The following is a 26,684-nucleotide window of genomic DNA, read 5'->3' as shown; positions in this document are numbered from 1 at the left end:
GATGGGATCGCTCACGCGTGGTGGTCTCCCGCGTCGCAGGTCACTTGGGCGGGGCGGGAACCGGGCACCGGATCGGAGCCGGGGCCGGAACCGGGGCCGGTGCCGCAGTGGGCTCGCCCGGCGTGCCGGGAACCGGCAGCGGCGCGGGCGTGACCTGGCCGGGAGCGGGCGGGACCGGAGCGTCGGGCCGGACCGCGATCGCGCCGTCGGGCCGGACAGCACCGGGCGGGAACGGGGCGGGCGGCATCGCGACATCGGGCCGAACAGCGCCAGGCGGGGCCGGGGCGGGAACGGCCTGGCCGGGAGCGGGCGGGACCGGAAGCGGCGCGGGCTCGGGCGGCCGCGGGCCTGCCTGGTTCGGGGCGGGCGGTGCGACGGCACCGGGCGGCGTGAACGGGCTCGGCACAGGAACCGGCACAGGGTGGCCGGGGGCGGGCGGCGCGATCGGCAGGGGCGTGGCCTGACCTGGCAGCGGCGGCGCGGGGAGCGGGAACGCGCACTCGCCGGATCCCGGCGCGGGGGCCGGGGTGGGCTGGGCCAGCGCCGGTGCGGCGAGGCAGACGCCGCCCAGCACGAGCGCCCCGGCGGCGAAGATCATTCGTTTGCGCATGCGGAACTCCTCGGATCGGGTTCGGATCGGTGGGGCCGGTGGCCCCCTCTGCCCACTACATGCCGCGAGGGCCCCGGAAGGTTGCACGCGTGCCCTTGACCTCAACATTGGTTGAGTTCCTAACGTGATCACGTGACCGACGAACCCGAGCGCCGCGGAGCGCTCCTCCGCCTGCTCCGCACCCATCTCCGCCCGTACCGCGGTGCCATCGCGATCGTGGTGCTGCTCCAGCTCGCGCAGACCTTCGCCTCGCTCCTGCTGCCGGCCCTGAACGCCGACATCATCAACAACGGCGTGGTCAAGGGCGACGCCGACCACATCCTCGGCAGCGGCGCGGTCATGCTCGCGGTCACCCTCGTCCAGGTCGTGGGCGCCGCGGCCGCGATCTACTTCGCCGCGCGCACGGCGATGGCGGTCGGCCGCGATATCCGCGCCTCGGTCTTCGCCAGGGTGCAGACCTTCTCCGTGCGCGAGCTCGGCGAGTTCGGCGCGCCGTCGTTGATCACCCGCACCACCAACGACGTCCAGCAGGTCCAGATGGTGACGATGCTCGCGCTGGCATCCATGGTGACCGCGCCGATCATGGGCGTCGGCGGCGTGATCATGGCTCTGGGACAGGACGTTCCGCTGTCGGCGCTGCTGGTCGTGGTGGTGCCCGCGCTCGCGCTGGCGATGCGGCTGATCCTGCGCGGCATGGGGCCGCTGGCCGGGTTCGTGCAGCAGCGCATCGACCGGGTGAACCGCCTGCTGCGCGAGCAGATCACCGGCATCCGCGTGGTGCGGGCCTTCGTCCGCGAGGACCACGAGCGTGAGCGCTTCGCCGACGCCAACGGCGAGCTGATGGGTGTCGCGCTCGGGGTCGGCAAACTGATGGCGCTGATGCTGCCCGCGATCATGCTGGTGATGGAGCTGTCCAACGCGGCCGTGATGTGGTTCGGCGGGCAGCGGGTGGACGCGGGGGCGATGCCGATCGGCGCGCTGTTCGCGTTCCTGCACTACCTGATGCAGATCCTGATGTCCACGCTGATGGCGACGTTCATGGTCCTCCAGCTCCCCCGCGCGCGGGTGTCGGCGGGCCGCATCGACGAGGTGCTGAGCACCGCCACGAGCGTCACCGTCGCCGAGAACGCGGTCACCGACCTCCCCCGACCGGGTCACGTCGACGTCCGCGGCGCCGGTTTCCGGTACCCCGGCGCGGAGCGGCCGGTGCTGCACGACGTGGACCTCATCGCCCGCCCAGGCCAGACCACCGCCGTGGTCGGCTCCACCGGCAGCGGCAAGACCACGCTGCTGAACCTGCTGCCCCGGCTGTTCGACGCCACCGAGGGCGAGGTCCGGATCGGCGAGGTCGACGTCCGCGAGCTGGCTCCGGCGACGCTGGCCGGTTCGATCGGGTTCGTCCCCCAGAAGCCTTACCTGTTCTCCGGGACGATCGCGTCCAACCTGCGCTACGGCAACCCCGCCGCCACCGACGAGGACCTGTGGCACGCCTTGGACATCGCCCAGGCGAGGGACTTCGTCGCGGCGCTGCCGGACGGGCTCGACGCCCCGATCGGGCAAGGCGGCAGCAACGTCTCCGGCGGGCAGCGCCAGCGGCTCGCCATCGCCAGGGCACTCGTGGCGAAGCCGGACATCTACCTCTTCGACGACTCGTTCTCCGCGCTGGACAACAGCACCGACGCCGCGCTGCGGGCCGCGCTGGCGCGCGAGCTCGGCGACGCGACCGTGGTGATCGTCGCGCAGCGGATCTCCACCATCCGCGACGCGGACCGGATCGTCGTGCTCGACGGCGGGCGCGTTGTCGGCACAGGCACGCACTCCGAACTGATGGACACCAGCGACACCTACCGGGAGATCGTGCTCTCCCAGGACACTGTGGGGGCGAAATGAACACCGAGGAAACGGCCAAGCCGGACGACTTCAGCGGTTCCCTGGCCAGGCTGCTGCGGATGATGGGGCCGGAACGAGCGCTGCTGGCCGGGGTCTTCACCGCCGGACTGGGTTACGTCGCCCTGTGGGTGACCGTGCCGCTGATTTTCGGCCACGTCACCGATCTGATCTTCACCGGAGCGCGGGGGCCCGGCATCGACTTCACCGCGGTCGGCACCGCGCTGGCGTGGGCACTGGCCGCCATCGCGGGCTCGTCCGGCTTCGCCTGGGCACAGGGCAGGTTGACCGCGATCGTGGCGCAGCGCTTGGCTTTCCGGCTGCGCGAGCGCTCGGCGGACAAGCTCAACCGGCTGCCGCTGGAGTACTTCGACCGCAGCCCCAGGGGCGAGGTGCTCTCCAGGGTCACCAACGACATCGACAACGTTTCCGAGGCGCTGCAACAGGTTCTGAGCCGCGTCGCGATCTCGCTGCTGACGCTGCTCGGCGTGGTGGTGATGATGTTCTGGCTCTCGCCGACCATGGCGCTGCTCGCGCTGGTCACCATCCCGGTCGCGATCGTGATCACCAGGGCGATCGCGAAGCGGGCACAGCCGCACTTCAGCACGCAGTGGGCGACCACCGGCAAGCTCAACGGCCACATCGAGGAGATGTACACCGGGCACGCGCTGGTCAAGCTCTTCGGCAGGCAGCGGGAAGCGATCGCGACCTTCGCCGAGCACAACGAGAAGCTGTACACGGCGGCCTTCCGCGCGCAGTTCGTCTCCGGGATCACCCAGCCCGCGATGTCCTTCGTCGGCAACCTGACCTACGTGATGGTCGCGGTGGTCGGCGGGCTCCGGGTGGCCAGCGGGACGATGTCGCTGGGCGACGTGCAGGCGTTCATCCAGTACGTCCACGAGTTCAACCACCCGATCACCCAGCTCGCCGCGATGACCAACATCGTCCAGTCGGGGCTCGCGTCGGCGGAACGCGTGTTCGGGCTGCTCGACGCGGAGGAGCAGCGCCCGGAACCGCTGCGGCCCGTTCCGCTCGGCACGGTGCGCGGACGAGTGACCTTCGAGAACGTGTCCTTCCGCTACTCCCCCGACAAGCCGCTCATCGAGGACCTTTCGCTGTCGGTGCGGCCGGGGCAGACCGTCGCCATCGTCGGCCCGACCGGTGCGGGCAAGTCCACGCTGGTCAACCTGCTGATGCGGTTCTACGAGATCTCCGAGGGCCGGATCACCCTGGACGGAGTGGACATCGCCGAGGCGCACCGGTCCCAGGTGCGCGGCAACATCGGCATGGTCCTTCAAGACACGTGGCTCTTCGGCGGGACGATCGCGGAGAACATCGCCTACGGCGTCGACGACGTCACCCGCGAACGGATCGTCGAGGCGGCGCGCGCCACCCACGTCGACCGCTTCGTCCGCACGCTGCCCGACGGCTACGAGACGGTGATCGACGAGGAGGGCTCCAACGTCAGCGCCGGGGAGAAGCAGCTGATCACCATCGCGCGGGCGTTCCTGGCCGACCCCGCGATGCTCGTGCTCGACGAGGCGACCAGCTCGGTGGACACGCGCACCGAAGTGCTGCTCCAGCAGGCGATGTCGTCGCTGCGCCAGGACCGCACCAGCTTCGTGATCGCGCACCGGCTGTCCACCATCCGCGACGCGGACGTGATCCTGGTGATGGACTCCGGGCGGATCGTCGAGCAGGGTGATCACCACGCGCTGCTCGCGGCGGGCGGGCACTACGCGCGCCTGTACGCGGCCCAGTTCGCCCAGCCAGTCGCGGCATGAGCGAGAATCTTCGCTCGTGGCCCTCCCGACCGACCTGCAGTCCGCTTTGGACACCGAGCTGCGCCGCTTCCCCAACCAGGAGCTCTCGCGCGCGGTGGACCGCCTGAGCACCCGGTACCGGGAGGGACGCGCGGCCACCACGCCGATCATGAACTCCGACAGCGATGTGGCGGCCTACGCCGGCTACCGCATGCCCGCCACCTACGCGGCGGTGCGCGCGGTGCTGGACGAGGTCGCCACGTTCGCGCCGGAGTTCTCCCCGAAGTCGCACGTCGACGTCGGCGGCGGCACCGGAACCGCGCTGTGGGCCGCCGCGGGCACCTGGTCCACGCTCACCGAGCTGACCGTGGTCGAGCAGGTGGAGAAGGCGCTCGCCCTGGGGCGCAAGCTCGCCGCGTCCGCCAAGTCCCCCGCGTTGCGATCGGCGACGTGGCGGCGGGGCGTGATCGATCCCAAGACCCCCCTGCCCGCCGCCGACCTGGTGACACTGTCCTATGTGCTCGGTGAGCTCCCGGAGGCCATGCGTTCCCGGACCGTCGCGTGGCTCGCGGCGTCCGGCGCCATGGTCGTGCTGATCGAACCCGGTACTCCGGCGGGGTATTCGCGGATCGCCGAGGCTCGCGCACAGCTGCTCGACATGGGGCGCTCCCTCGTCGCGCCCTGCCCCCACGAGCACGCCTGCCCCATCCCCCGCGGTTCGGACTGGTGCCACTTCTCCGCGCGCCTGCCCCGCGTCGGCGCGCACCGGCTGATCAAGGAAGGCACGCTCAACTTCGAGGACGAGAAGTTCTCCTACGTGGCGGCCTCGACCGTTCCCCTCTCCCGCGCGGAAAACCGCATCCTCAGGCATCCCTTGAAGCGCAAGGGTTTGGTGTCCCTGCAACTCTGCTCCAACGACGGCGCGCTGTCCGAAACCACCGTCACCAAACGCCACGGCCCGCTCTACCGCGCCGCCCGCGACACCACGTGGGGCTCCCCCTGGCCCCCGCTGAGCTAAACTGACCCACTGCACCACGCCGCCTCCACCTCCTCGTAAGCCGGCGTGGTCCAAACCAATCCCGTTTCGTACTCATTACCGTGGATTAGAGCGCTCCAAACCCCGATAAGAGTACGAAACGGGAGATCTCTAGACGGCCTCGGCGGGGGATCAGAGGTGGGCGAAGTAGGAGCGGGCGTAGGAGACCCCGCCTCCGCCAAGGGCCACCATGAGGGCACTGCGGGCCTGGCCCACGCCGAGTCCGCGTGAGCTGATCGCGCCGACCTTGCTCACGATGCCGATCTCCGTGCCGGAGTGCGGCTGCGCCCGTGACGCGACCACGACGGGGATGTCCCAGTCGACGACCTCGCCCACGGCCGCGAACATCTCCACGGGGACGTTGCCGATGCCGGTCCCGTCGAGCACGATGCCGCGCGCGCCCGCGTCGACGATCGCCGACAGCTGCTCCGCGCGAGCACCGGGATAGGCCGCGATGACGGCGACGTCGGTTTCGGGCTCGCCGACGGGTGGGGGAACAGGATGCGGCGCGCCGCCGATGAGCATCACGTGGCCCTCGATCACCTTGCCCACCAACGGATGCGGCCCGGAGGACAACCCGCGCACGGACGTCGCGTCGACCTGGCGGACCCATCGCGCCGCGTGGAGTTCGTCGTCCGCGCACACCACCACGCCCGCTCCGCGCAGAGCCGGTTCACCAGCGGCCACAATGGACGAAGCCAGGTTCCGCGGAGCGTCGCTGAACGGCTCGTCGCGCAGCCGCACAGCGCCGGTGAACACGATCGCGCCGAGCCTGCTGACCTCGCCGACCATCAGCTCGGTCAGGAACGGCGTGTGCTCGACAGTGTCAAACCCATGCGCCACAACGACTCCGCCGAAGCCGTCGACCAGCAGCGCGTCACGGACACGGCGCGCGATGGCCAGCATCGTCGACGGCGTGACGTCCCAGCTCGGCTCCGCGAGCACGTCCTCGACGACCACTCCCGAGGGCACCAGCCCTGATGGAATCAACTTTGGGCCGGTGGCGACCGCGTTGTGCGACTGGGCGATCGTGTCGGTGGTGGCCAGCACCAGGATCGGCTTCACAGGCCCACGTGCTTCTCGATGCGCTCCAGCCGCTGCATGATCGGTTGGAGCAGCGCCGCCGCGTCGGCCTGCGGGCTGGACTGGGCGCGCAGGTGCGTGTACCCCGCGAGCGCCGCCGACACCGCCCGCCGCGTCAACCGCAGCTCGACCCCGCGGGACCGCAGGAACTCGCCACCCATCCCCTCCGGCTCGGCGACCAAGCCCAGCAACAGGTGTTCGCAGCCCACATAGTTGTGGCCGAGCGAGACCGCCTCGGTCACCGCCAGTTCCAGCACGTTCGCCGCGGAGCTGCTGAACCGCGCGCCGGTGCCCCCGCCCGAGGCCGAGGACTGCTCACCGTCCAGGTCGCGCAGCAGCTGCTCGGGGGCGATGTCCACGGCGCGCAGCACGTGCAGCGCGAGGTTGCCTCCCTCGGCCAGCACCCCGCCGAGCAGGTGCTCCGAGTCGACGCTCTCCGAGCCCGCGCGGCGCGCCCGGTCGATGCCGAGCCTGACCGCCTCGCGCGCCCGGTCGGTGTAGCGCGCCAGGCCCATGCGCGCTGTCGGGTCATCGCCCTTCAGGTCGCCGAGCGCGGTTTCCCTGATCGCGGTCACGCGGCGCACGGACTGCTCCAGCGCGCGCTGGCAGATCGCCGACACCGGCACGCCCGTCTCCTTGACGGCCTCGGCCAGCTCGTCCGGCAGATACACGTTGATCTTCGGCACGGGATACCCCTCTCATCAGGTGTACCCCCTTTGTACCCCCATAGGGGTTACATGTCCAGCAGTCCCGGATCGAGCGTCGGCCGGAAGGGTCCGTACGCGTTGGCGCGGGCCGCCGCCTTGCGGAACGGCGCGAGCGCGCAGAGCAGGCGAAACGCCAATGGGGGCCGATACGGGAGGCCGGTCGCGAGCGCCTTCGCCGTCCGCTCCTCGACCCGGACCTGCTGCGCCTGCACCTTCTCGATCGCGGGCTCGCGCAGCCGCTGCACCTCCGCCAGCGCCTCCTCCGGCACGGAGCCCGCACGCAGTCGCGGGATCAGCACGTTCGCCGCCACCACCGCGTCCTGGACCGCCATCAAGATCCCGTTGCCACCGACCGGGGAGATCACGTGCGCCGCGTCGCCGATCATCAGCAACCCCGGTCGGTGCCACCGCTTGGCCCGCGCGATGTCCACCGACAGCAGCGTGATCTGCTCGAAGCGGGTCAGCTGGTCGGCGCGATCGGCCAGCCAGGGCACGTTGACGTGCAGGAACTCGCGGATCGGCTCCACCCCGGCCCGCCGGGCCGCCTGGAAGCCGCCCTTCGGGATCGTGTAGCCGACCTGCCACGAGTCCGGACCGCCGAGCAGGCCGACGTAGTGCCCGGCGCCGAAGTAGATGTCCACGTCGGCCTCGGGCGGGTCGTCCGCGCGCCGGGGCAGCCGGAACCACAGGATGTCCCCGCCCCCGCCGAGCGAGGTGACCGGCAGGTCGGCCAGCCGCCGCAGCCGGGAGAACCGCCCGTCCGCGGCGATCACCAGGTCCGCGCGGACGCTCTCCCGGCCGCAGCGCACGCCGACGACGCGTCCGTCCTCCTCGACCAGCGCGGTGACCTTCGCGTTCGTGCGCAGCTCGAAACCGGGGAACGCGGCGGCCTCGCGCGCGAGGAAGTCCAGGAAGCGGGCCTGCGGCAGCAGTGCCACGTAAGGGAACTTGCCGCCGATGCGGTCGTAGTCGGCGGTCCTGATCGTCCGGCCGGGGCTGTGCAGGGAGAAGGTGGTGGCGCGGAAGTGGTCCAGCTCCAGCAGCCGGTCGGCCAGCCCGAGCTGGTCCATCAGCTCCAGGGTCGCCGGGTGCAGCGAGTCACCCCGGAAGTCGCGGTCGAAGTCCGGCTGCGACTCCAGCAGCGTCACCTCGATCCCCGCCCGCGCCATCAGGTACGCGAGCACCAGGCCGCCCGGCCCTCCTCCGACAACACAGCAGGTCGACATGCGGCCCCTCTCGTCGGCGATCGTCCGTCGAACCCTAAATAGCGAGGCGGCCGCACATAGGCTGCGCAACATGACTGCAACAGTTGACCCGTCCAACTCGGACCAGCTCAGCGCGTGGAACGGTGATCAAGGCGCGTTCTGGACGAGGCGTGCGCAACGGTTCGACGACGGGGTCGCCGCCTACCGCGACCACTTCTTCACCGCCGCGGCGATCGAGCCGGACGCGACTGTGCTCGACATCGGTTGCGGCAGCGGTCAGTACACGCGGGACGCCGCGCGCCTGGCCAAGAACGGATCAGCGGTCGGAGTGGACCTGTCGACGCGAATGCTCGACCTGGCCCGCGAACTCGCGGAGCGCGAAGGGATATCGAACGCGACCTTCCTCCAAGCAGACGCGCAGATCCACCCCTTCACCGAAGGCGGCTTCGACGTCGCGATCAGCCGCCATGGCGCGATGTTCTTCGGCGACGCCGAGGCCGCGTTCGCCAACATCGCCCGCGCACTGCGCCCCGGCGGGCGGCTCGCGCTCCTGACCTGGCAGCCCGCGAAGCGCAACGAGTGGATGACCACCTTCCGCACCGCCTTCGCCGCCGGGCGCGAACAACCTCCTGCCACGCCGCGCGCCGGTTCGCTCACCGATCCGGACCTCTCCCGGGAGCTCCTGGCCTCGGCGGGATTCACCGAGATCGAGTTCCGTCCGGTCAGCGAGCCCATGTACTTCGGCCGCGACGTCGACGACGCCCTCGACTTCGTCGTCGAGCAGTTCGGCTGGATGACGCGCGACCTCTCCCCCGGGGCCCAGAGCCGTGTGCTCGACGAGGTGCGGGCGGACATGGGCGCCCACCAGACCGAGCACGGGGTGTTCTACGGCTCGGCCGCGTGGATCGTCCAGGCGCGTTGTTTTTCGGTTTGATCTCGAAAGATTAATTTCACTGTGCACTGAAGTCATCGAGGTAAATGATGACTTAGGATGCGGTGATGCGCACTGGTGATCAGGTCGTCCAGGAGCTGCCCTGGCGGTGGCACACCCAGGGAACGATCTTCCTGGTCGGCGGGCTCGGCTTCATGTTCGACGCCTGGGACGTGGCCCTCAACGGCTTCCTCATCCCGCTCGTCGGCGCCGAGTGGGGCCTGACGACGGGCGAACGCGGCTGGGTCGGCACCGCCAACCTGATCGGCATGGCGGTCGGCGCGTTCGCCTGGGGCGGGATCGCCGACCTGGTCGGGCGGCAGCGCGCGTTCCGCTGGACGCTGCTGATGTTCTCGCTGTTCACCGTGGCCGGGGCGGCGTCACCGGACTTCGTCACCTTCTGCGTGTTCCGGTTCCTGGCCGGGGTCGGGCTCGGCGGCTGCATCCCGGTCGACTACGCGCTCGTCGGCGAGTTCACCCCGGCGAAGGTGCGCGGCCGAGTGCTCACCGCGATGGACATCTGGTGGCCCATCGGCGCGACGCTGTGCGGCCTGACCTCCACGCTGCTCGCGGGCGTCGGCGGCTGGCGCGCGCTCATGCTCGTGATGGTGCTGCCCGCGCTGCTGGTGTTCTGGGTGCGGCGGTCGGTGCCGGAGTCCCCGATGTACCTGGTGCGGCGCGGGCGCGGCGACGAGGCCCGCGCGGTGATCGACCGGCTGGTGGCGCGCACCGGCGCCGAGGTCGGGCCGTGGCGCCTGCCCGAGCCGCATCCCGCACCCCGGCTGACCCCGCGCGCGGTCGCCGCCCAGGTCGCCGCGTTGTGGCGGTACAGCCCCAAGATCACCTCAGCGGCCTGGGCGGTGTTCCTGACCGTCTTCGTCCTCTACTACGGCGCGCTGACCTGGCTGCCCAGCATCCTCAAGGCCGAGGGCTACGGCGACTACGCGGCCTTCATGGTGACCACGCTGATGACCGCCGTCGGCGTCGTCGGCGTGCTCGTGTCCGCGTGGCTGGTGGACGTGGTCGGCCGCAAGTGGGTGATCGGCGTGAGCGCCCCGCTGTCCGCGCTCGCCCTGGTCCTCTTCGCCGCGCAACTGGAGATCGCCTCGGCCGCCAAGCTGTGGATCGCGGTCTACGGCTTCCTGATCCAGATCACCATTCCCGCGCTCTACGCCTACGTCTCGGAGCTCTACCCGACCGAGCTGCGCGCCAGCGGGTTCGGCTGGGCGTCCACGGTGAGCCGGATCGGGGCGGGCTTCGTGCCGCTGATCTTCGGCACGGTGCTGTGGCCGCACCTCGGGCTGCCGCCGACCTTCGCCGTCATCGGCGCCACCGTGCTGCTGGCCGTGCTGTGGATGGCATACGCCGCACCGGAAACCCGCAAGCACGAGCTGGACGCCTGATGGCGCTACAGCGGCACGTTCACCTTGTGCGGGTAGCGGCCGACGGGGACCGCGAAGTGCTTCTCCCCCTCGGTCGGGCACACCCACACCGCGCCAGCCAACCGCCTGCTGGCCGCCGGGTGCCCGTGGCCGGGGCATTCCGGCCAGGCGCCGAACAGGTAGTCGATCATCATCTCCTGGAGCCGGTCGGCCACCGCGGCGCACACGTCCTCGTCGTCGCCGACGTGCGTGGAGACGGAGCCGCCGATCTCGGTGCCGGTGCCGAAACCCAGGGTGATCTCGACGCCCGCGTCGCCGTGGTCAGCGACGACGGCGGTCACGGAGAGCGCGCCGCGGGTGGCGGCGACGTCGACCAGGAAGCGGTGCGCCGCCTCGGCGACGGACAGCGCCGCGGGGGTCCACGAACGGACATCGACCAAACTCATCGGCAGAGCATAGGGACTGGACTCCGCCGCACAAGTCCCACCCCGCGATGCCCTGCACGCGCGCCGATCACCACCCGTTAGTGTCGGCGCCCGTGACACAGACCGGACACTCCCCCGCCGTGGACGCGACGCACGCCCTCTCGCCGGTGCCCTCGGCCGCCGCGCGCCGCGACCAACCCGTCCCCGGCAGGATCCGGTACTACTTCGGCCCGATGGCCTGCGGCAAGTCGACCCTGGCGCTGCAGATCGACCACAACCACGCCCGGCAGGGACGGCGGGGCCTGCTGCTGGTGCGGCACGACCGCTCCGGAACGCCGACGATCACCAGCCGGATCGGCATCACCCGGGACGCCATCGAGGTGCACGAGGAGATGAACATCCAGGACCTGGTGCGCGCGCAGTGGGCGGGCAACCAGCGGGTGGACTACCTCATCGTGGACGAGGCCCAGTTCCTCTCCCCCTGCCAGGTCGAGCAGCTGGCCGAGCTGGCCGACCACGCGCAGGTCGACGTCTACTGCTTCGGCCTGGCCATCGACTTCCGCAGCCACCTCTTCCCCGGGACGCAGCGGCTGGTGGAGCTGGCCGACGAGCTGCACCCGGTCCAGGTCGAAGTGCTCTGCTGGTGCGGTTTCCCGGGCAGGTTCAACGCGCGCACCCAGGACAACCGCATCCTCCGCGAGGGCGACACGGTGCTGGTCGCCGACACTGAGGACGCTGCCAGCGATCCCGACGCCGAGAGCACCGTGCGCTACCAGGTGCTCTGCCGCAGGCACTACCGCAGCGGTGAACTCGGCCCGAGGACCACCTCCGCGGGTCAGCTCAGCCTGGCCTGACGCGCCTCACTGTCCACTGTGGTCGGTCGCGGGCAGGGGTGGTGCCGCGCACTGAACGCTTGAGCGCGCGTAGATCCGCACCATCTCCTCGGCGACGCGCTCCCAGGAGTACCGGCACTCGACGCGATCCCGCCCGGCGACGCCCAACGTGCACCGCCGCACCGGATCGGCCAGCAGGTTCCGCAGCACCTGGGCCAGGAAACGGGGATCGCGGGTCGGCACGTGCACTCCGGTGATCCCGTCCACCACCACATCGGCGAGCGCCCCGACCGGTTGCGCCACAACGGGAACACCGCACGCCATCGCCGCGAGCGCGAGACGGCCGAGGGAGTCCCGCCGGGGCACGCACACCACGGCGTCGGCGGAGCGCAGCAGCTCCGGCGTCACGCGATCACCGGGAACCAGCACCTCCGTCTCGGGCGCCCCGCGCAGCGCGGCGCGAACGAGGTCGGCTCCGTCGTCGGCGACGATCACGCGGTGCCGCTCCGAGCGCCGCGCCACCGGGCCCTCGGGGCTGAACACCTTCGTGTCCACGCCGACGGGCACGACGGCGATCCGGCTCCTGCGCACTCCGCTGCTCACCAGCTCGGCCGCATCGTCTTGGCACGCAACGACAATCCGCGCGGCCGTGCGTCCGACGACGCGCTTCACCAGCCGGTGTTCCGAGGCGTCGAGGCCGTCGCAGGTCTGCACGACCGGGATGTCGGTGTGCTGCGCCGCCGACAGCGCGGCCAGGCCGGAGAGCCACGAGTGCGCGTGCACGACGTCGGGCGGATCGGTGGCGAGTTCCCGCCCCAGTCCGGAATGGCCGAGCCGGGTGACCCTGTGCCCGAGGGCGATCAGCCGACGCGGCAGCTCATCGGCGTGTGGATGCCGAGGGTGCTCGGCCGACACCAGCGCGATTCTCACGCCCCAGGTAGTTGCCGGACGACAAAGAATTCAAACCGGCCTCACGCGGCCAGGGCGTCCTGCACGGTGCGGTAGAGGGCGAACTCCGACGTCAGCCCGGAGACCTCCAGTGCCCGCGTCACCACCTTGGTGGAGACCGCGAGGCGCAGTTGCACGCCCTGGCCCGCCGCGCGCACCGCGGCCTCGTGCAGCACCGCCAGCCCGACCGACCCCATGAAGGAGACGCCGTTGAGGTCGGCGATCACCACCGCCGCGTCGGCGTCGGCCTCCATCTGCCCGGTCAGCGCGACCTCCAGCTCGCGGGCGGAGTACATGTCGATCTCCCCGGCCACGGTGATCACGCTGGTCGCGCCGGTCCTGGTGACCCGGACGTGCAGCAGCGGCGCGGGCTGACCGGGGTCGTAGGGGGTGGAGTCGAGCTTGTCGCTGCTGACCATGACTGCACAGTCCCCGGATGCGTGAGCGGATGGAACGGACCCTGAATCCCGCCAGCCTACCGATTCCCCGGGCGAAGAACAGGTCTCACCGACTGGACGGCAGCTCTTCCTTTCGCCGCAACGGCTCACCTGCCCGAGTGGACTTCTCCGGCACTCGCCAACACAGCGCCAGCACGGCCATCACCGCCGCGAGCCCGACGTGCAGCCAGGTGCCCGCCGCGTCCGTCGGGAGCACGTTCGCCGTGCTGTCCTGCGGGACCAGGAAACCGTAGAGGCCCAGCGCCAGCGCCACCCCGGCGCCGACCGCGAGGAACAGCCGCGCGCCCTTGCCGGTGTTGCCGAGGGTGAGGCCCGCCGCGCCGAAGAGCAGGTGCACGACGTTGTGCAGCACGGACACGTCGAACACCCCGAACAGCTCGGCGCCCGACCGCGGCCCGGCCATCTTGAGCAGCGCGTAGTCCGTGGTCAGCCCGGGAACAAGGCCGAAGATGCCCAGGAACAGGAAGGTCGCCGCGACGACTCCGGCCGCCCACTGCACGGGCGTGCGCGAACCCGCCAGGACGCGCTGTGGCACCGCCGCCGCCTTCCCCGGGTCAACACTGTCTGAGTGGTCCTCGTCGATCATTCTTCCGTCTCGGGGGCGGGGAACGCCAGGCACCCCGGCGAATGTGACCGGCCCTTCGTCGCTAGCCTGAGTTTTCCCCGCGCCGTCAAGGGTTTCCGGCGCGTCCCCGACCTGTCTGGAGTGCTCTGCCATGTCGTTCTCCACTCGCGCGGCGGGTATCGCCGTCGCCGTCGCGGGCGTGCTCGCCGCCGCCTCCCCCGCCGAGGCCGCGGTCGTGCTCAACGACCAGCCCCTCGGCCTGCGCGCGTTGAACAACGTCAGCATCCTTCCGATCCAGCTCTGCGGTCAGGCGAGCTCGTGCGAGAACGCCCCGGTCGGTGACCACCTGTCGGAGCTGATCACCAACAGCGTCGTGCGGGGCAAGGGCAAGCCCTAGCCCATGTCCTTCAAGCCCGTCCGCACTCCGCCCACCGAGTAAACTCAGCCCATAGCACTCCACGCGCCCGTCCACCCCATTCCCCGCGGGCGCCGTCTAGAGAACCCCGTTTCGTACTCATAACGGGAAAAAGAGCGCTCCAAAATCCCGTTTTGAGTACGAAACGGGAGTTTGGGCTGCCCAGCTGATGTTGTGGGGGAGGGGACGGGGGGCGTGCGGTTGTTGGGGGCCGCGTGCGGGACATGGTGCTAGCCCGTCGTCCGGGTCGGGCGGGGCCGCGTCGTCGTCGACTGGCCGGTGGTGGGCTTGGGCTTCGGTCTCGTCGTGGTGGGCGTTCCCGGTGTGGCGGCCTCGGAGCCCGCCTCGCTCGCGGCCACGCCCGTGCTGACCTGCAAGGTGATCACCGAGCTACCGCTCTGGCCGATCACCGTGCCCTTGGGTTTCTGGCTCGCCTTCTGCACGACCCGGACGGTGAAACCCGCGCCCTCCAGCCGTTCCCGCGCCGCGTCCAGGGACAGCCCGACCACCGACGGGACGCGTTCGCGCACCTCCGGTTCCCGGCGCTCGCCCTCGGTGTAGCGGTCCTCCAGCTCGGGCAGCTCCGCCCGCTCCATCGCGGTCATGATCCCGGGCTGGCCGCCTTCCCCGTTCATGGCGTGGAACCAGGTGCGCGCCGGGTACTTGCCGCCGTAGATGTAGCGGCCGCCGGTGCACGGCCGCGGCGGCAGCGACCCGCCCGGATCGCAGAGCGTGGTCGGCGACGGCGAGTCGTCGAAGGTGAACACCGCCGCCGACAGCTGCGGGGTGTAGCCGAGGAACCCGGAGGACTTGTGCTCCTGCGTGGTCCCGGTCTTGCCCGCCATCGGCCGGTCCCAGCCGTAGGCCTTCGCCGCCGCGACCGCCGTGCCGGAGAGCGTGTCCTTGCTCATCCCCACGGTCATCGCGTTGGCCAGCCCCGGCGCCACCACCTGCGCGCACGGCAGTTCGCGGAGCGGGACGCGGCGCCCGTGCCGGTCCAGCACCTCCTCCACCGGGCTCGGCGGGCACCAGGTGCCCCCGCTGGCCAGGGTGGCTCCGACGTTGGCCAGCTCCAGCGTGCTCGTCGGGGTCGGGCCGAGGGTGAAGGAGCCGTAGTTCTGCTCGGCGAAGAACCTGCCGATCGGCCGCTTCTTCGGGTCCTCGCCCGCGCGCACGGTGTTCAGCGAGCGCAGGCCCAGCCGCACGGCCATGTCCACCGCCGAGGACACGCCGACCTTCTCCAGCAGCTGCACGAACGTCGTGTTCGGCGACGTGGCCAGGGCGTCCTGCATCGACATCCGCTCGGGGTACTCCCCCGCGTTCTGCACGCAGTACTTCCGCAGTCCCTCCGCGCCCATGGGACAGCTGGCCGCGCCGCCCGTGAACACGTTGGACGTGTAGGAGCCGGGCACCGGCAGGCCGGCGCTGATCCCCATGCCCTTCTCCAGTGCCGCGGCCGCGGTGAAGATCTTGTAGATCGAGCCCGCGCCGAGGTTCTGCATCGCGTAGGGCAACCCGAGCGTCGTCTCGTGCTTGTCCCGCCGGAGGCCGTACGGGCGGTTCGCGGCGAGTCCCACCACGCGGTGCTTGTCCTTGCCGGGCTTGACGATCGCCATCGCGTTGGCCGCGTGCTCGGTATCCGGCGGGACCTGCGCGTCCACCGCGGTCTTGGCCTTGGTCAGCGCGTCGCGGTCGAGCGTGGTCTTGATCGTGTAGCCGCCCCGGCGCAGCTGCTCCTTGGACAGGCCGACGCCTTCCAGGTACTTGGTCACGTAGTCGCAGAAGTAACCCGCGTCGCCGGTGCCGATGCAGCCGTTCGGCGGGCGGGCCGTCTCCGGGGCGAGCCCCAGCGGCAGCTTCTTCTCCGCCTCGGCCATCTCCACGGGCAACCGGTGCTGCTTGGCCATCTCGTCGATGACCACGTTGCGCCGGGCCAGCGCGCGCTCCGGGAAGCGGTAGGGGTTCAGCCCGCTCGGCTCGTTCACGATGCCCGCGAGCAGCGCGGCCTGCGCGACGGTCAGGTCCTCCTGGGCGATGCCGAAGTAGGTCTGCGCGGCGGCCGCGATCCCGTAGGACTTCTGTCCGAAGGGGACGGTGTTCAGGTAGCGGGCCAGGATCTCGTCCTTGGTCAGCACCCGCTCCAGCTGCAACGCCGTGCGCAGCTCGCGGAGCTTGCGCGCCGCGGACTGCTCCTGGGCCTTGGTCTGCTCCAGCTTCGTCTCGGCCACGATGTGGGTCAGGTAGTTCTTCACGTACTGCTGCGTGAGCGTCGACCCGCCCTGGGAGACCTTGCCGCGCAGGGTGTTGGTGACCAGCGCGCGGCCGATCGCCACCAGGTCGACGCCCTCGTGCTCGTAGAAGCGGTGGTCCTCGATGGCCACGATGGCGGCCTTCATCGTGACGGCGATCTTGTTGGCGGGCACCAGCACCCGGTACTGGTCGTAGTGGTGCGCCAGCGGCCTGCCCGTGGTGTCCAGCATCGTGGTGAGCAGCGGCGGGTCCTTGGCGACGAGGTCGGTGGCGGTGGTGTCGACCGTGTCGCCCGCCCGCACCGCCACCATGCCCAGCGCGCCGACGGCCGGGAACAGCGCGGCCGCCAGCAGCACACCGGCGAGCACGCACAGCGCCACCAGCTTGACCCGCGTCGCCCTCGGTCGACGCACCGGTTCGTCGTCCCAGGTGAGATCGGTGATGTCGAGCTTGTTCGACACCCTGATCGAAACCCTGTCCCGCACGCCCTCCCCCATCCACGTGAGCTGTTCCCCTTACGTCTTAGCCGTTTCCGGCCGGAGCCGAAGGGACCGCCACGCGCACGATGGGGTGGCCGGGAGCGGTCAGGGACCGACGTGGCTGTTCGTGATCAACTTCTGCTCGTCGTCACCCACCGGGGCGTTCCGGCACGATCCGGCGCCGCAGAGCTGGACGGGCAGCACGCTCACGTTGTTCAGCACCTCGATCGGCGTGGGCCGGGTATCCAGGCCGATGCCGATCGCCTGCGCCGGAGTGCTGACGGCCATCATGGCGGCGGTTCCCGCGAGAACCGCGGCGGCACGCTTTTTCACGAATACTCCAAATAGTTTCGACAGTCGAGCGAAAAGGCCCGCCGGTGCGTGCGGGGGCACCGGCGAGCCGCTTTCTCCGAAAAGGGCCGATCAGCCCCCTTCGATGTCCACGCTGGTTCCGCCGTTGCCAATGCGCACGGTGTTGCGGCTGCCGCCGTTGTTGCTGATCACCGTGGTGTTCCCGTGGGAGTTGGAGTTGTCCACGACCACGCGGTTGCCGTGGCTGCCGTTGTTGCTGATGACGGTCGTGTTGCGGTGCGAGCCGCTGTTGCGGACCGCCGACTGGTTGCGGTCGCTGTCGTTGTTGCCGACCACCGTGGTGTTGCGGTGCCCCCGCAGGTTGACCACGTCGGTCTTGTTGAGGTCGGCCCCGCGGTTCACCACAACGGTTCCATTGCGGTGCGCGCCGCGGTTCACCACGGCTGTTCCGTTGCCGTTGGCGTCGCGGTTGCCGACGACGGTGCCGTTGTCGTCGGAGCCGGTGTTGCCGACCAGCGAGTCGTTGCGGGCGGCGTCACTGTTGCCGACGCCGGTGCGGTTGCGGTTGGAATCGGTGTTGCGCACACCGACGCGGTTTCCCACGGCTCGGTGGTTACCGACCTCGACGTCGTTGTCGTTACCGCCGGTATTGCCCACCACGACGCCATTGGCGCCGGAAGCGGGGACGGCGGGCGTGGCTTGAGCGGTTCCCACGCTGAACGGCAGCAGAACTGCCAGCGTCGCCGCGACGAGCACGGCACGGCCGACCGCACGATCGGTTTTCACCACATTCTCCTTCTCCAGACAAAAACGGGCTCGCACCCGGAGGAGTTGTTGCAATTGAAGAAGTTACCTTTTCCGCATTCCCCGGTCGGGTAGATCTTCTCCACCGCAGCTAGATGCGCGTGCACCTATCCCGACGCGGGAGAAGCGCTCTCGCTGCGTCACCTTTCCGGCGCTTCGTCACCCGGCCGTAGGAGCGGAGTTCCAGCCATGCGGCCCAGCGGGAAACGCCCAAAGCCGGTCCCGGCGTTCATGATCACTCTGCTATGCGCTACCCGGGCGACCGCGCGGCAAACCTCCGCTATGTCTTCGAGTGAAGCCGCGCGCCGACCGGCTTGGGCGGGTCCGCCCCGGCTATTCACCCCGGGCAGGACGCACAGCATCGGGAGTCGACATGAAGATCACCGCACACCTCGCGTTCACGGCGGCGCTGACCACGGGCGCGCTCCTCGCTTCGGCCCTCACCGCCGCGGCCTGGGGCGACGCGGCGATGGGCTCGCAGATCGCCCGGTACGAGGGCATCGCCCCGGACGCGCCGCGCTCGATCGAGGAGGTCCCGCTCGATCCGCGGACCAGGGCGACCGTCGCCGGGATCGACGTCAGCGGGCACCAGGGCGAGGTGAACTGGCAGGAGCACTGGAACCTCGGCAGGCGCTTCGTCTACGTCAAGGCGACCGAGGGCACCGGCTTCAAGAACCCCAGGTTCGGCCAGCAGTACACGGGTTCCCGGCAGATCGGCATGATCCGGGGCGCCTACCACTTCGCGCTGCCGAACCGGTCCAGCGGCGCGGCCCAGGCCAACTACTTCGTCGACAACGGCGGCGACTGGGCCAAGGACGGGATGACGCTGCCCGGGGCGCTGGACATCGAGCACAACCCTTACGGCGACACGTGTTACGGCCTCAGCCAGGACGCGATGGCCAGGTGGATCAAGAACTTCTCCGACACCTACCGGGCCAGGACGAGCCGCTACCCGACGATCTACACCAGCGCGAACTGGTGGGCCAAGTGCACTGGCGGACGCGAGGACTTCAGCGCGACCAACCCGCTGTGGATCGCCCGCTACGCCGCGGCGATCGGCGCGCTGCCGCACCGGTGGGGCATCCACACCATCTGGCAGTACTCGTCGAAGCCGATCGACCAGAACGCCTTCAACGGCGCCTACTCCCGGTTGCGGGCCCTCGCGGCGGGGTAAGCAGCAGGCATGGACTCGCACCCAGTTGCCCCGCTGCCGCACGAACAGGACGGCAGGCCGCGCACCGCGATCGTCACCGGGTCGGACTCCGGGATCGGCAAGGCGATCGCGATCACCCTGGCCTGCGCGGGGGTGGACGTCGGCATCACCTACCACCGGGACGCCGACGGCGCGGAACAGACCGCGACCGACGTCACGGGGTGCGGCGCGAAGGCGGCGGTGCGGCGGCTGGACCTGACCGACCTGCCCGGCTCGGCCAACGCCATCGACGAGCTGGCCGAGGAGCTCGGCGGGGTCGACGTCCTGGTCAACTGCGCGGGGACCGGCTCGGCGGAGCCCGCGATCGGGATGGCCTACGACACCTGGCGCGGTGTGCTCTCGGTCGACCTCGACGGGGCCTTCCTGTGCACGCAACGCGCGGCCAGGTGGATGATCGAGGCGGGCCGGGGCGGGCGGATCATCAACATCACCAGCGTGCACGAGCACGCGCCCCGCGTCGGCGCGGCCCCGTACTGCGCGGCGAAGGCGGGCCTCGGCATGCTCACCAAGGTGCTCGCGCTGGAGCTCTCCGAGCACGGCATCACCGTCAATTCCGTTGCGCCGGGCGAGATCTCGACGCCGATGACGGGCCAGGAGAACGTCGACCCCAGGACGCAGGACCGGCCCGGGTACCCGCTCGGGCGGCCAGGCCACGCGCACGAGGTGGCCAGCGTGGTGGCCTTCCTCGCCACTCCGGCCGCGGGTTACGTCACCGGAGCTTCCTACGTCGTGGACGGCGGCATGCTGCTGATGGGGCCGCAGGCCAGTTCCGCACTGTCCACTTCGGACTGGCGGGAGGGCTGATGGCACGCGCCTCCGTTCTCGACACGCTCCGGGTGGCGACGACAGCACTCTTGCCGATCACCCCCCGCGGCGCCGACAAGCGGCTTGTGCATCTCCTGCAACGACTTCGGGACAAGTACGGTGACGATCGTCTTCAGCTCCGCGTGCCCGGACGTTCGTTCTCCCTGGTGCTTTCGCGCGAGGACGTGCATCGTGTGCTCTCCGATGCCGTGTCCTGTACGCCTGCCAATGTGGAGAAAGAGATCTCGCCCGAGGTCGGCCCACTCGATTGGGACGGCTTCGCGACCATGTGGTGGCGGTTGGTGCGCCGGATCGTCCTCGGCGACTCCGCGGCCGACGACTCCCGCATCACCGCGCGCCTGAAGTCGCTACGAGAGAACGCGAAGTGGTCGTACTTCCACCGAAAGCACGCGGAGCACCGAGAGATCTTCCTCCGCGATATACGGTCCTATGTGGACCGTGCGGAGCCCGGAAGCCTCGCCGAACGGATCGCCCAGCTGCCGAAGTCGGCCGATGTGCGCCCCGAGTCCCAGGTGGCGCACTGGTTGTTCGCGTTCGACGCGGCGGGCATGGCGACCTTCCGGACCCTCGCGCTGCTGGCCTCGCATCCTTCGATCCCGCGCGATCAGGACCACCTCCGAGCGAGCGTGCTCGAATCGCTGCGGTTGTGGCCCACGACGCCGTTGGTGCTGCGAGACAGCACTGTGGACGGTTCGACGCTGCTCATCCCCGCGCCGTTCTGTCCTGAGCGCGACCTCGTCCTGTTCGTCGCGGCCAAAGCGCTGTCGACGCTGTTCCTAGAGCACGACTTCCTGTTGACGTCGCATCCTCAGCTCGCGAACCACAAACCGTTGCCAGAAGTGCTCAATCCGCTCGGGCTGCGGTTCGCGGTGACAGCACGAACGGTCGATGAAGTTCCGGTGGGTTAGGCGCGCGTTCACCACACCCGGCACCGAGCGCCTGGTGTTGGCACAGGCCGCGAAGGCCGCGCTCGCCGCGATGCTGGCATGGCTCGTCTCGACGACGCTCCTCGGGCTGCCGCAAGCGTTTCTCGCTCCCTACGCGGCGATCTTCGCGGTGGAGTCGACGGTCACCGGAACGCTTCGCACGTCCGTGCAACAGGTCGCGTCGGTGGCCTCGGCGGTACTCCTCGCGGCCTTGGTGGACCTCGTGATCCCGTGGCACACGGTCGCGATCGGGCTCGCGACGCTGCTCGGGCTGCTCATCGGACGGCTCCCGTTCTACGGTGAGAGCGGCTACTGGGTGGGCATCACCGCGATGCTGATCCTCGCGTGGGGCACCGGAAACGACCCGTACCTGCTCGGTGACCGGCTGCTGGAGACGATCCTCGGCGTCGGCATCGGGACCGCCGTGAACGCATTGCTGTTCCCACCGTTCTACGCCAGGCCCGCCCGCGCGTCCGCCGAGCGGCTGGCCGAGCAGTTCTCCGGTCTGCTCAACGAGATCGCCGAACAGCTCCGGGGAAACGGGGACACCGACGATCCGCCGAACTGGCCAGCCCGCGCCCGCCACGCCGAGGACCTGGTCCGCAAGGCCGAACGCGCCGTCGCGTACAGCAGGAAGAGCAAGCGCTTCAACGCGCGCCGCCGAGCGGTCGAGGAACACGGCCCCACGGAACGACATCGGCGCCTGCTCCGGGGCCTGCGGGCGAGCTGGCCGCACCTGCACGAGATCGCCGACTCCCTGCGCGCCACCGAGCGCTCCGACAACCCGTTCAGTCACCCTGACCAGCGATCGCGGGGCATGCTCGCCGACTTGCTGGACTGCCTGGCCGACATCGTGCGGAACTCCGATGCCGACCGGACGACACGGCGGTGCGAGCGGCTGCTCGCGGAGCTGACCGAGCTGGACTCCCCCGGCCTGGCCGCGATGGTGCTGCCCGCACGGCGGATGTTCCAGGAACTCACCGGCCGCTGACGTTTGGGACGCGGCCCCGGAGGTATCGAGAACGTGTGTGGCTACCAGGGAAGATGGGGGTCTACCTCCCCCAGGACGACACGGCGCTCCTCGTCGACGCGATGCTCGTCGCGCCGCTGCCGGCAGGGGCTCGCGTGCTCGACATCGGCACTGGTTCGGGCGTGCTCGCCCGAGCGGCGGCGGACGCCGGGGCCGCCGAGGTCACGGCGATCGACGTGTCCTGGCGGGCACTGGTGACGGCGTTCGTCAACACCCGGCTGAGCGGCCGCCGGGTGCGGCTTCGGCACGGCGACATCCGGAAGTGCTTGTCCGACCGGCATTTCGACGTCGTGCTCGCCAACCCGCCGTATGTCCCCTGTGGACACGGTGAGCCGGGACGGCACGCGCCCGCCCGTGCGTGGGACGCCGGAGACGACGGAAGGGCGCTACTCGACCCGCTCTGCGATCGAGCACCAGGTTTGTTGTCCCCCAAGGGAATGATGCTCATGGTGCACTCCGCCCTGTGTGGCCCGGAGAAGACCCTTCTCCGCCTGCGCGAGGCGGGTCTGAAGGCCGCGATCGTGGCACGCGGCCGTTGTCCCTTCGGCCCCGTGATGCGGAGCCGGGCCAGCTGGCTGGAGCACAAGGGGCTGATCGAGCCGGGTCAGCGCGACGAGGAGCTGGTGGTGATCCGTGCCGACCGAACCCGCTGAGCGGCCTCGCCGGGCCCGGATGGTCCGCGGCGGCCCGTTGATGCTCGAAGGCCCCGTGGAGCTCGTGGACTTCGACGGCAACACGGTCGTGTGCGACCGCTTCCAGGTCGCGGTCTGCATGTGCCGCAGGAGCAAACGCTATCCCTTGTGCGACACCAGTCACCGCCCGAAGAAGTCAGAGGAGTGAGGTCCGTCCCGCCGACCAGCTCGCCATGAGGTGGTCGGCGAGGTGCGTCTCCAGCAGCTCGGTCGCCTGAATCCCCAGCACCACGTCCGCGGCGAGTTCCGGTTCGTGCGCAAGGAGATCGCCGAGCACCTCGTGCCGCAACACCTGCTCATGCACGGCGTCGGCTTCGATGTGCTCGGTGTAGAACCGGATGCACGCCGGATGGGCCTGCATGCGCTCCAACGCCTTCTCCATCCGCTTCGCCGCCGGGGCGGTGGTGATCTCCGCGGCGGCGAAGTGCCCGACCAGTGCGCCACGCAGGCCGCGGTGCAGGCCGAACAAGGACATCATGTTCACCAAGGCGAGCGCGGGCGCGGGAACCTCGTTGATGTAGGCGAGGTATCCGGAGTCCAGCCCAGCGCCGTCCAGGAGATCGGCGAAGAGCTGCGAGTGCATGCGTTCCGCGCGGCCACCGCCGAACTCGTCGAACTCCACCGCGACGAGCGCGGCCTTGGCCCGTCCACGCAGGCGCGGCAGGACCCAGGCATGCGGATCGGCTTCCTTCAGGTGGTAGATCGAGCGGTGCACGAAGTACTCCCGCATCTGCCACCACTCGCCCTCGTCGCACAGGTATCCCGCCGTTCCCGCACTGTCCACGAGCAACGCGTCGACTTCAGCCGCGACGTCGACGCCGCCCGCCACGTTGCGCCGAAGTGCGCTCAGGAAGGCGTTTTCGAGGTGAGCGCGGAACCTCAGCAGCTCCGGGTCCCACTCCCACGCGTCGGAAACACCGGGAAATCCTTGGTAGTGCAGCTCGTAGCAGGTGTACAGCGCGAGCTGGAGATCGTGCCCGTAGGGCTCGGCGGGCGCATACGGCAGTGTCGCACCGGTCGGCGCCTCCGACAGGGTCGCGAACAGCGCCTCGGTCAGCGGACCGACGGCCTTCGGCAACGAGCGAGTGGTAGCCACCTGCACGGACTACCCCCGAGCAGTCCTGTTAAGACCTCACGTCGTCGGCGAGCATGGCGATGACCGCTCTCGGGCCACGCGCGGCGGCAATGCGCTGCCGGTCGGCCCCCGAACCGTCGCGGATCACCGTCTTCAGCAGCTGTTCCGTCCGCTCCAGGTCGCCGGTCTCGTTCAGCGCCGGGCGGATGTGGTCGAGCAGCTCCGCCATCATCGCCGTCGCGGGCACGCGCCGGAGGTGGACCGGGTGCACCGCTTCGCCGTGTACGCCGTGGCGAGCCGCTGTCCAGATCGCTGTCGCGGCCACCTGGTCGCTGATCCTGTGCGCTTCCCTTCCCCGTTCCAGGTCGGTGAGCGCGGTGCGCACGAGCCCTCTGGTCAACGCCGCCTGAAGGACCGCTTCGTCGGCGGTCGGGACCGTGTCGGCCACGCGCAGCTCGACGGTCGGGAATCGCGGGGAGGGGCGCGCGAGCCAGAAGCTCATCGCCTCGTCCATCACCGCCCCGCAGGCGACGAGCCGGGCGACCTCGTCGTCGTACTCGTGCGCCGAGCCGAACCACGGCGTGACACCCCAGCCGGGAAACCGGGACTGCTCAAGGACGCGCCAGCTCGCGTAGCCGGAGTCGCGCCCGTCCGTGAAGATCGAGTTCGCGGAGAGCGCGAGCAGCGTCGGCAACCACGGCCGCAGGTGGTTGATCACCGCGATCGCCGTGTCCCGGTCGGGAACTCCGACGTGCACGTGGCAGCCGTTGACCTGGTAGTGCTCGGCGACCTCGGCGTAGGCGTCGATGATCGCGGCGAACCGGTCGCCTTCCGCGGGCGGCGGCGGGCCGTCGCGGAGCACCGGCGTTCCGGTCGGCACCAGCAGCATCCCGTTGGCCCCGGCCCCGTCCGCCAGCAACGCGCGGCCTTCGCTGAGGTGGTCGTGCAGCTCCCCGAGGTCGGCGCACACGCCGGTCGCCGCTTCGACCTGGGTGCTCAGCATCTCCCCTTGGAGCGAGACGACGCGCCTGCGCGCTCGCGCGTGCCGCAGCACGTCCGCGCCGCCCGGGGCCGGGAATCCCGTGCCGGGGTCGACGAGCAGGAACTCCTCTTCGACGCCGACGGTCACACCCGCGTTGTCGGTGGTCACCGCACGGGACTACCCCACCCCGTGCTCTCCCACAACCGGTGTCGCCATTTTCACCGTAACCCGGGTGACAAGGGGAAATCGTCGGCCTGTCGCCCGATTTCCCCGGGCAGCCGCGCGGCTACGGTTTGCGCCCATGCCGGAACTGAAAGCGTTGAACGTCGGCCCCTCCGGAATCGAGATCGTCTACGAGCGGTTCGGCGACCCCGGCGCCCCACCCGTCGTCCTGATCATGGGCGCGGGCGGTCAGCTGATCAACTGGCCCGAAGGCTTCTGCCGTGAGCTGGTGGAACGCGGTCTCCAGGTGATCCGGTTCGACAACCGCGACGTCGGCCGCTCCACGTTCTTCACCGATGCTCCCCGGCCCGATTTCGCGGCCGCGTTCGCAGGCGATCTGTCCTCCGCCGCGTATTCGCTGTCCGACATGGCCGCCGACACCGTTGGTCTGCTCGACGTACTCGGCATCGCCCGCGCGCACATCGTCGGTGCCTCAATGGGCGGCGCGATCGGGCAGATGATCGCGATCGAGCACCCCGACCGCACCGCCTCGCTCACGTCGATCATGTCGACCACCGGCGAGCCCGGTGTCGCCGAGGGCAACTTCGCGCCGTTCGCCAAGCTCGGCGGCCCGCCGCAGGAGCGCGAGGCGTTCATCGAGTGGCATGTCAGCACCATGCGGATCGCCGCTTCCCCCGTCCTGGAGTTCGACCTCGCCGGGGCGGTCGAGCGCGCCGGGCGGATCTTCGACCGGGGTTATGACCCGTCCGGGATGCAGCGCCAGGGCATGGCCGTCCTCGCCACCGGCGACCGCACGTCGCGTCTGCGTACCGTGCAGGCGCCCACCCTCGTGCTGCACGGCTCCGAGGACATCCTCTGCGACATCAGCGGCGGCCGTGCCACCGCTGCCGCCATCCCCGGCGCCGAGTTCGTGGTGGTGGAGGGCATGGCACACGGCTTCCCGTGGCAGCTCTGGCCCGTGCTCGCCACCTACATCGCCGACCACGTCGCCCGCGCGTCTCAGAAGGGCGCCGGTTCGGCGATGGGTTCGAGTTCGGTTTCGTAGACGTCGCCGCTGGGTGTGGTCCACACGTGCCGCCTGTCGTCTCGGTTTTCGCACGTCCAGCTGGATTCGTGCTTCATCCGGTGGTGGTGCCGACACTTGGGCCGCAGGTTCTTCACCGTCGTGTTGGTGCCGTCGTAGCGGCAGCAATGGTCCAGGTCACAGCGGTGGGCGGGCTGCTGACACCCGATCGCCGTGCACCTCGGGAACCGAGCCGCGATCAACTCCCGCTGCTTCGCGGTCGGCCGGTACACATCGCTGACTTCTTCGGCCATGCCGGTGACGGGGTCGGTGAGGATGCGCTTCCAGATCCCACCAGCGACGACATCCCGCGCGATCTCGGCCGGGAGGGGTCCGTATCCGTGCAGCATCGCCGGATCGTCGTTCATCCCGATGACACTCGTGACCGGCATCGTGAGGTAGACCCGCACCTCACCCTGGGGTGCGCCGGTCTCCTTACCCAGCAGCACATCCATCGCCACATCGGCGCGCTTCTGGTCCAGGGTCCGGTCATCTTTGGGGAGTGCGCGGGCGATCCGATCGATCCGGTCGTAGATCAGCACGCCGTCCAGGGCGGGTACGAGGAAGCGGAGGGAGGACATGCCGTCGTCGAGGTCGCGCTT

At 70.2% G+C, this 26,684-nt stretch carries 28 protein-coding genes; 14 read left to right on the top strand and 14 right to left on the bottom strand.

What is annotated here, in order from left to right; translation table 11 throughout:
* Positions 1 to 40: 40 nt before the first annotated feature.
* Positions 41 to 610: a hypothetical protein gene (locus tag NLX83_RS34555; RefSeq protein WP_254239550.1), complete on the bottom strand. Its 570-nt coding sequence runs from the start codon at positions 608 to 610 to the stop codon at positions 41 to 43.
* 132 nt (positions 611 to 742) lie between these two features.
* Here NLX83_RS34555 and NLX83_RS34550 point away from each other — a divergent pair, with 132 nt between their 5' ends.
* The 3 genes from NLX83_RS34550 to NLX83_RS34540 are packed head-to-tail and all read left to right on the top strand — an operon-like array spanning position 743 to position 5,278.
* Positions 743 to 2,500 (top strand): ABC transporter ATP-binding protein, encoded by a 1,758-nt coding sequence (locus NLX83_RS34550; protein ID WP_254239458.1) that lies wholly within the window; start codon positions 743 to 745, stop codon positions 2,498 to 2,500.
* Positions 2,497 to 4,281 carry an ABC transporter ATP-binding protein gene (locus tag NLX83_RS34545; RefSeq protein ID WP_254239457.1) on the top strand — a complete coding sequence of 595 codons (1,785 nt, stop codon included), beginning with the start codon at positions 2,497 to 2,499 and terminating at the stop codon, positions 4,279 to 4,281. The genes NLX83_RS34550 and NLX83_RS34545 overlap by 4 nt, the downstream gene beginning before the upstream one ends.
* Before the next feature lie 16 nt (positions 4,282 to 4,297).
* Positions 4,298 to 5,278 (top strand): small ribosomal subunit Rsm22 family protein, encoded by a 981-nt coding sequence (locus NLX83_RS34540; RefSeq protein WP_254239456.1) that lies wholly within the window; start codon positions 4,298 to 4,300, stop codon positions 5,276 to 5,278.
* A gap of 150 nt (positions 5,279 to 5,428) precedes the next feature.
* On the opposite strand, the gene NLX83_RS34535 is transcribed toward NLX83_RS34540, so the two are convergent.
* Genes NLX83_RS34535 through NLX83_RS34525 form a run of 3 tightly spaced genes read right to left on the bottom strand, consistent with a single transcriptional unit; the run spans position 5,429 to position 8,312 of the window.
* A complete protein-coding gene (locus tag NLX83_RS34535; RefSeq protein ID WP_254239455.1) occupies positions 5,429 to 6,361 on the bottom strand; it encodes an asparaginase in 933 nt (310 codons plus the stop codon).
* On the bottom strand, positions 6,358 to 7,065 hold the full coding sequence (locus NLX83_RS34530) for a Clp protease N-terminal domain-containing protein (protein WP_254239454.1): 708 nt from the start codon (positions 7,063 to 7,065) through the stop codon (positions 6,358 to 6,360). Before NLX83_RS34530 ends, NLX83_RS34535 begins: the two co-directional genes overlap by 4 nt.
* A 47-nt stretch (positions 7,066 to 7,112) precedes the next feature.
* The gene (locus NLX83_RS34525) at positions 7,113 to 8,312 is read right to left on the bottom strand and encodes an FAD-dependent oxidoreductase (RefSeq protein ID WP_254239453.1); all 1,200 of its coding nucleotides are present in this window, start codon (positions 8,310 to 8,312) and stop codon (positions 7,113 to 7,115) included.
* A gap of 70 nt (positions 8,313 to 8,382) precedes the next feature.
* On the opposite strand from NLX83_RS34525, the gene NLX83_RS34520 reads away from it, so the two are divergent.
* Together NLX83_RS34520 and NLX83_RS34515 are read left to right on the top strand one after the other, a co-directional pair.
* On the top strand, positions 8,383 to 9,225 hold the full coding sequence (locus tag NLX83_RS34520) for a class I SAM-dependent methyltransferase (RefSeq protein ID WP_308209427.1): 843 nt from the start codon (positions 8,383 to 8,385) through the stop codon (positions 9,223 to 9,225).
* A 65-nt stretch (positions 9,226 to 9,290) separates the two neighbouring features.
* Positions 9,291 to 10,625 carry an MFS transporter gene (locus NLX83_RS34515; protein WP_254239452.1) on the top strand — a complete coding sequence of 445 codons (1,335 nt, stop codon included), beginning with the start codon at positions 9,291 to 9,293 and terminating at the stop codon, positions 10,623 to 10,625.
* A gap of 5 nt (positions 10,626 to 10,630) precedes the next feature.
* On the opposite strand, the gene NLX83_RS34510 is transcribed toward NLX83_RS34515, so the two are convergent.
* Positions 10,631 to 11,050 carry a hypothetical protein gene (locus NLX83_RS34510; protein ID WP_254239451.1) on the bottom strand — a complete coding sequence of 140 codons (420 nt, stop codon included), beginning with the start codon at positions 11,048 to 11,050 and terminating at the stop codon, positions 10,631 to 10,633.
* Between the two features lie 47 nt (positions 11,051 to 11,097).
* Here NLX83_RS34510 and NLX83_RS34505 point away from each other — a divergent pair, with 47 nt between their 5' ends.
* On the top strand, positions 11,098 to 11,883 hold the full coding sequence (locus NLX83_RS34505) for a thymidine kinase (protein ID WP_374118845.1): 786 nt from the start codon (positions 11,098 to 11,100) through the stop codon (positions 11,881 to 11,883).
* Positions 11,884 to 11,889: 6 nt separating this feature from the next.
* Here NLX83_RS34505 and NLX83_RS34500 read toward each other — a convergent pair whose 3' ends face one another.
* The 3 genes from NLX83_RS34500 to NLX83_RS34490 form a co-directional block, all read right to left on the bottom strand.
* Complete coding sequence (locus NLX83_RS34500; RefSeq protein WP_254239449.1) at positions 11,890 to 12,792, bottom strand: glycosyltransferase; 903 nt, start codon at positions 12,790 to 12,792, stop codon at positions 11,890 to 11,892.
* A gap of 41 nt (positions 12,793 to 12,833) precedes the next feature.
* Positions 12,834 to 13,229 (bottom strand): STAS domain-containing protein, encoded by a 396-nt coding sequence (locus NLX83_RS34495; protein ID WP_254239448.1) that lies wholly within the window; start codon positions 13,227 to 13,229, stop codon positions 12,834 to 12,836.
* A gap of 85 nt (positions 13,230 to 13,314) precedes the next feature.
* Positions 13,315 to 13,803, bottom strand: coding sequence for a DUF4383 domain-containing protein (locus NLX83_RS34490; RefSeq protein ID WP_254239447.1), 489 nt, complete (start codon positions 13,801 to 13,803; stop codon positions 13,315 to 13,317).
* A 181-nt stretch (positions 13,804 to 13,984) separates the two neighbouring features.
* On the opposite strand from NLX83_RS34490, the gene NLX83_RS34485 reads away from it, so the two are divergent.
* Positions 13,985 to 14,230, top strand: a complete 246-nt coding sequence (locus NLX83_RS34485) for a hypothetical protein (protein WP_254239446.1) — start codon at positions 13,985 to 13,987, stop codon at positions 14,228 to 14,230.
* A gap of 248 nt (positions 14,231 to 14,478) precedes the next feature.
* Here NLX83_RS34485 and NLX83_RS34480 read toward each other — a convergent pair whose 3' ends face one another.
* The 3 genes from NLX83_RS34480 to NLX83_RS34470 all read right to left on the bottom strand — a co-directional run bounded on the left by NLX83_RS34480 (position 14,479) and on the right by NLX83_RS34470 (position 18,075).
* The gene (locus NLX83_RS34480) at positions 14,479 to 16,983 is read right to left on the bottom strand and encodes a penicillin-binding protein (protein WP_254239445.1); all 2,505 of its coding nucleotides are present in this window, start codon (positions 16,981 to 16,983) and stop codon (positions 14,479 to 14,481) included.
* Between the two features lie 99 nt (positions 16,984 to 17,082).
* The gene (locus NLX83_RS34475) at positions 17,083 to 17,310 is read right to left on the bottom strand and encodes a hypothetical protein (RefSeq protein ID WP_254239444.1); all 228 of its coding nucleotides are present in this window, start codon (positions 17,308 to 17,310) and stop codon (positions 17,083 to 17,085) included.
* Between the two features lie 90 nt (positions 17,311 to 17,400).
* On the bottom strand, positions 17,401 to 18,075 hold the full coding sequence (locus tag NLX83_RS34470; RefSeq protein WP_254239443.1) for a hypothetical protein: 675 nt from the start codon (positions 18,073 to 18,075) through the stop codon (positions 17,401 to 17,403).
* A gap of 391 nt (positions 18,076 to 18,466) precedes the next feature.
* Between NLX83_RS34470 and NLX83_RS34465 the strand changes: the two genes are divergently transcribed.
* Genes NLX83_RS34465 through NLX83_RS34440 form a run of 6 tightly spaced genes read left to right on the top strand, consistent with a single transcriptional unit; the run spans position 18,467 to position 22,927 of the window.
* Positions 18,467 to 19,267: a lysozyme gene (locus NLX83_RS34465; RefSeq protein ID WP_254239442.1), complete on the top strand. Its 801-nt coding sequence runs from the start codon at positions 18,467 to 18,469 to the stop codon at positions 19,265 to 19,267.
* A gap of 9 nt (positions 19,268 to 19,276) precedes the next feature.
* Positions 19,277 to 20,110: an SDR family oxidoreductase gene (locus NLX83_RS34460; protein WP_254239441.1), complete on the top strand. Its 834-nt coding sequence runs from the start codon at positions 19,277 to 19,279 to the stop codon at positions 20,108 to 20,110.
* Positions 20,110 to 21,039: a hypothetical protein gene (locus tag NLX83_RS34455; RefSeq protein ID WP_254239440.1), complete on the top strand. Its 930-nt coding sequence runs from the start codon at positions 20,110 to 20,112 to the stop codon at positions 21,037 to 21,039. Before NLX83_RS34460 ends, NLX83_RS34455 begins: the two co-directional genes overlap by 1 nt.
* On the top strand, positions 21,020 to 22,048 hold the full coding sequence (locus NLX83_RS34450) for an FUSC family protein (protein WP_254239439.1): 1,029 nt from the start codon (positions 21,020 to 21,022) through the stop codon (positions 22,046 to 22,048). The genes NLX83_RS34455 and NLX83_RS34450 overlap by 20 nt, the downstream gene beginning before the upstream one ends.
* A gap of 53 nt (positions 22,049 to 22,101) precedes the next feature.
* The gene (locus NLX83_RS34445; protein WP_254239438.1) at positions 22,102 to 22,740 is read left to right on the top strand and encodes a HemK2/MTQ2 family protein methyltransferase; all 639 of its coding nucleotides are present in this window, start codon (positions 22,102 to 22,104) and stop codon (positions 22,738 to 22,740) included.
* Positions 22,721 to 22,927, top strand: a complete 207-nt coding sequence (locus tag NLX83_RS34440) for a CDGSH iron-sulfur domain-containing protein (RefSeq protein WP_374118844.1) — start codon at positions 22,721 to 22,723, stop codon at positions 22,925 to 22,927. Before NLX83_RS34445 ends, NLX83_RS34440 begins: the two co-directional genes overlap by 20 nt.
* Here NLX83_RS34440 and NLX83_RS34435 read toward each other — a convergent pair.
* Both NLX83_RS34435 and NLX83_RS34430 read right to left on the bottom strand, forming a co-directional pair.
* Positions 22,916 to 23,875, bottom strand: a complete 960-nt coding sequence (locus NLX83_RS34435) for an iron-containing redox enzyme family protein (RefSeq protein WP_254239437.1) — start codon at positions 23,873 to 23,875, stop codon at positions 22,916 to 22,918. The genes NLX83_RS34440 and NLX83_RS34435 overlap by 12 nt on opposite strands.
* Positions 23,876 to 23,903: 28 nt before the next feature.
* Positions 23,904 to 25,004 carry a carboxylate-amine ligase gene (locus NLX83_RS34430; protein WP_254239436.1) on the bottom strand — a complete coding sequence of 367 codons (1,101 nt, stop codon included), beginning with the start codon at positions 25,002 to 25,004 and terminating at the stop codon, positions 23,904 to 23,906.
* A 133-nt stretch (positions 25,005 to 25,137) separates the two neighbouring features.
* Between NLX83_RS34430 and NLX83_RS34425 the strand changes: the two genes are divergently transcribed.
* Positions 25,138 to 26,064 carry an alpha/beta fold hydrolase gene (locus NLX83_RS34425; protein ID WP_254239435.1) on the top strand — a complete coding sequence of 309 codons (927 nt, stop codon included), beginning with the start codon at positions 25,138 to 25,140 and terminating at the stop codon, positions 26,062 to 26,064.
* On the opposite strand, the gene NLX83_RS34420 is transcribed toward NLX83_RS34425, so the two are convergent.
* The coding region (locus NLX83_RS34420) for an HNH endonuclease signature motif containing protein (protein ID WP_254239434.1) at positions 26,019 to 26,684 on the bottom strand (666 nt) is incomplete at its 5' end. The two genes, NLX83_RS34425 and NLX83_RS34420, sit on opposite strands and share 46 nt — an antisense overlap.

It is taken from the genome of Allokutzneria sp. A3M-2-11 16, from assembly GCF_024213555.1.
In the GTDB taxonomy this organism is placed as follows: domain Bacteria; phylum Actinomycetota; class Actinomycetes; order Mycobacteriales; family Pseudonocardiaceae; genus Allokutzneria.
The sequence above is the reverse complement of the archived record's forward strand: the minus strand, read 5'-3'. Positions and strand labels throughout refer to the sequence as shown.